This window comes from Streptomyces calidiresistens, assembly GCF_014141525.1.
GTDB classification, from domain to species: Bacteria; Actinomycetota; Actinomycetes; order Streptomycetales; family Streptomycetaceae; genus Streptomyces; species Streptomyces calidiresistens.
In genome coordinates this window covers 1-4,219 of the sequence record NZ_VKHS01000498.1, presented here as the reverse complement: position 1 = coordinate 4,219, position 4,219 = coordinate 1, and the positions used below count along the sequence as shown (strand labels likewise).

Genomic DNA, 4,219 nt, shown 5'->3' with positions numbered 1-4,219 from the left:
CCCCCGCTTCGTCCGCTCCCCCGGTCACGGTCTCCGCCGACCCGGCGGGGCCGACCTCCTCGTCCGCGTCCGGCGTGCCGGGCTCGCCCCCGCCCAGGCCGGGCGGCAGCGGCGACCCGGGCAGGTGGTTGCGGGGTGCCTCGCCGGGACCGGGCACCGTGGAGAACTCCGAGGAGCGGACCGCGCCGCCCAGGATCGACCCGAGGACCAGCGTCACGCCCAGCAGCAGACAGGCGATCAGCACGCCCCGGCGCAGCACCCGGGTCCGCAGCTCCCGCAGCGGGACGTGCGGGCCCAGCGTCCGCCACGCCTCCCCCGCCAGCCGGGCGTCCAGGGAGTACACCGGCGCGCCCGCGATGATCAGCGGGCTCCAGGCCGCGAGCAGGATGACGTCGGGGGTGTCCGCCGGGCCGGAGTGCCAACTGACCGTGATGAGCAGGGCGATCGACAGCAGCGCCCCGATGGCGGCCGCCAGACGCTGCCACAGGCCGGCGATGGTCAGCACCCCCACCACGATCTGGGTGAAGGCGACGGTCAGCCCGGCCCCCACCGGGTGGGCCAGCGCCCACTCGTGCAGCGGCGCGGCCGGTGCCCAGGGCTGGAGGGAGGAGAGCCAGGCGACCATCGAGCCGCGCTCGCCGCCGTCGAAGTACACCGGGTCGGTCAACTTGCCCATGCCGCCCGAGATCATGATGAAGCCGAGCAGCAGGCGCAGCGGCAGCAGCACGATGCCGAGGTTCATCCCCCGGCCGGGGTAGTAGGCGTGCCGGCCGTCGCCTCCGGGACGGGTGCCCGCCCGACCACCGGCGCCCTCCGGGCCCTCGTGGCGAACGGGCCCGACCAGCGGATCGAGGGCGTCGACCCGCGTCCCCTCGACCGGGGTCGCGTCGAGCGGTCGACGCGGACCGTCGGCCGGTCCGGACGGCCCGCCCGGGCCCACCGGACGCCGGCGGCGCGGCACGGCGGGCAGCCGGGGCAGCACCACCGTCTCGGAGATCGGCGCGGAACGGGGACCGATGACGGCGGTCCCGCTCTCCGTGATCCGGGGCAGCACGGTGGTGGCGGCGGTTCCCGGCTCCTCCCCCGGACCGGCGGGTCCCACCGGCACCGCGATCGGCGCGCCGGCCGGGGCGGTCACCACCTGCCGGCGGAGCGCCGACTGCCACAGCCCGGCCGCCGCGGCGGCGGCGGCGCCGGTGTCGCCGACCCGGATCACCGGGCGGCGTCCGCCGGGGCGGATGAGGGTGCCCTTGCCCGCCGAGGGGATCGGGAGGAACTCGGCGTCCCCCGCGACCGGCTCGTCCGCGGGCCCCGGTGGGCCGGCGACACCCACCGGCGCGGGCGTGGCGAGCCGCACCCGGAAGCTGGCGTGGTTGACGATCACCTGGGCGGGATCGCAGGACGGCTTGGCCGTGTTCAGGAACGCGTCGGCGACGTCATGGAATCCGGGCCCGTGCCCCCCCGGAGCGGTGCGGGGTGTTCGTGTGTCCACACTCGTCTAACCGAGTGACCGGCCGTTAGGACACTGGCCGGCGGCGAGAAATCCGACGGTGACGCGTCAACACGCCCGTCCGGGAGCCCGCACAGACGTGCGGGACGCCCCCGGTCGGGATCCGACCGGGGGCGTCCCGGGAGTGCCGCGCCGGCGGGGGAACCCGCCGCGGGGGCACGGGTTCACCAGTGGACGACCACCTTGTCGCCCTCCCGGACCTGGTCGAAGAGGGCGGCGATGGCCTCCCGGTCACGCACGTTCACGCAGCCGTAGGACCCGCCGCTGTACCCGTTCTGCCGGAAGTTCTCCGAGTAGTGCACCGCCTGGCCGCCGTCGAAGAACATCGCGAACGGCATCGGGGAGTCGTAGAGCGTCGAGTGGTGGTCGCGGCTCTTCCAGTAGACGGTGAACTGTCCCTCGCGGGTGGGGTACTCCTCGGTGCCGAAGCGCACGTCCAGCGTGGTGCGCACGGTGCCGTCCACCACCCAGGACAGCTTGTTGGTGGTCTTGGAGATGCACAGGGCGCGGCCGGTCATGCAGCGGGAGTCCAGGCCGGCCGGGGTCTCCTTCTCCACCACCGGCACCTCGACCGGGACGTACATCTCCTCCCGGGCGGGCTTGGTGGTGGCCGAGGTCAGCGCGGACCAGGTGTCGTCGTACACCGTGCCGCTGACCTCCAGGCCGGCGGAGCGCTGGTACGCCTTGACCTTCTCCACGGTGACGTTGCCGTAGTAGCCGGTGGGGTTCTCGTCGAAGAGCCCCAGCTGCCCCAGGCGGGCCTGGAGTTCGCGGACCTGCTCGGAGTTGTCGCCGTACCCCATCACCTGCTCGCGCGGGAAGAGTTCGTCGTGGGTGGGCTCGGTGGTGCGGGCCAACAGGTGTTCCCAGGTGGAGGTGTGCACGGTGCCGGAGACCTCCAGCCCCTCGTGCGCCTCCTGGTAGGCGGCGACCGACCCCACGGTCATGTCCCCGTAGAACCCGGTGGGCTTGGCCGCGAAGTGGCCCACCTGGGCCAGGCGGGCCTGGAGTTCGCGGACCCGCTCGGAGTTGTCGCCCGGACCCATGACGACCGCCTCGGCCGGCGCCTCGGGCTCCTCCGTCTCCTCCTCGTCCCCGTCCGCATCCTCCGGCTCCTCCCCGGGTTCCTCCTCCGCCTCCTCCGGCTCGGCCGTGACCTCGGTCGTGGCCTCGTTGGCGACGGGCTCGGCATCGGTGTCGGATCCCGACCCGCACGCCGTGAGCAGCAGGGCGGCGGCGGTGACCGCCACGACGGACCTGCGGATGTGCGCGGAGCGCATGGAATACCCCCGGAGACGTGAAACTGGGCACCCGATCAGACCAACGACCGGGGGGATTCGTTGCACGGCCGGCGATAACGAAACACACACGACGAAGAGGACGAGACGTGTGAAAGGTGTGGGCCCCGCGACGGTTGTGACGAATGTGACGGACGGCGCCGGGGGCCCGGGGGTTCCGGAGCCCGGTCGCCGCGGTGGGGACGAGCGACGCGGAAGCGCGGCGGCCCGCCGCCCCACCGGGGGGGGCGACGGGCCGCCGGCGTTCCGTGCGGACGTGCCGGGCGAACCCCGAAGGGTCCGCCCGGCTCCCGCGTCAGCTCCTGCGGCGGAACACCTCGTACAGCACCACGCCCGCCGCGACACCCGCGTTCAACGACTCGGCGCCGCCCGGCATCGGGATGCGGGCCCGCACGTCGCAGGTCTCCCCCACCAGGCGGGAGAGCCCCTTGCCCTCGCTGCCGACCACGATGACCACCGGGCCGTCCAGGGCCGCCACCTCGCCCAGCTCCACCTCGCCGTCGGCGGCCAGACCGACGACCATCAGACCCGCCTTCTGGTACGCCTCCAGGGTGCGGGTGAGATTGGCGGCACGCGCCACCGGCGTGCGCGCGGCGGTGCCGGCGGAGGTCTTCCACGCCCCCGCCGTCATGCCGGCGGCCCGCCGCTCGGGGACGACCACCCCGTGCCCGCCGAAGGCGGAGACCGAGCGCACCACGGCGCCCAGGTTGCGGGGGTCGGTGACCCCGTCCAGGGCCACGATCAGCGGGTCCTCACCGCGGTCGTGCGCGGCGGCCGACAGGTCGTCGGGGTGCGCGTACTCGTACGGCGGGACCTGGAGGACCAGCCCCTGGTGGTTGAGGTGGTTGGTCATCCGGTCCAGCTCGGGCCGGGGCGCCTCGACCAACCGCACGCCACCGCGGTCGGAGGCCAGGCGCAGCGCCTCGCGGACCCGGTCGTCGCTGTCGATGAACTGCTGGACGTACAGGGCGTTGGCCGGCACGCCCTCGCGCAGCGCCTCGACCACCGGGTTGCGGCCGACCACCAGCTCGGAGGTGCTCCTGCCGCCGCGCCCGGCGCCCCCGCCCCGCTTGGGGGCGGTCGCGGCCCGCTTGGCGCGGGCCTGGGCCGCGCGCTGCTTGGCGTGGCCCTTGCGCATCTCGGCGGGCGGGGTCGGACCCTTGCCCTCCAGCGCGCGGCGGCGCTTGCCGCCGCTGCCGACGGTGGCGCCCTTCTTGTTGGAGGTGCGGCGGTTGGGACGCCCGCTGTTGCCTGCCATGGGATTCGCTTTCCTTCCGCCCGTCCGCCGCGATGGCGGCGGGCGGGATGCGACGGGAACGGTTCCGATCGGCCCGTCCGGGGTTCGGGCCGGGGGGCGTCGGTCGCCGTCACGGCCGACGCGGGATGGGACGGAATGGGGACGTGGGATGGG

3 protein-coding genes are annotated in these 4,219 nt (G+C 74.7%); all 3 read right to left on the bottom strand.

All coding sequences use genetic code 11. From position 1 onward, the window contains the following. The coding region (locus FOE67_RS18420; RefSeq protein ID WP_323385019.1) for a DoxX family protein at positions 1-1,384 on the bottom strand (1,384 nt) is incomplete at its 3' end. A gap of 290 nt (positions 1,385-1,674) precedes the next feature. Further along, entirely contained in the window at positions 1,675-2,790 is a 1,116-nt protein-coding gene (locus FOE67_RS18415) for a L,D-transpeptidase family protein (protein ID WP_228474022.1), read from the bottom strand. Between the two features lie 313 nt (positions 2,791-3,103). Further along, positions 3,104-4,066, bottom strand: coding sequence for a 23S rRNA (guanosine(2251)-2'-O)-methyltransferase RlmB (gene rlmB / locus FOE67_RS18410; RefSeq protein ID WP_182665691.1), 963 nt, complete (start codon positions 4,064-4,066; stop codon positions 3,104-3,106). Positions 4,067-4,219 lie beyond the last annotated feature (153 nt).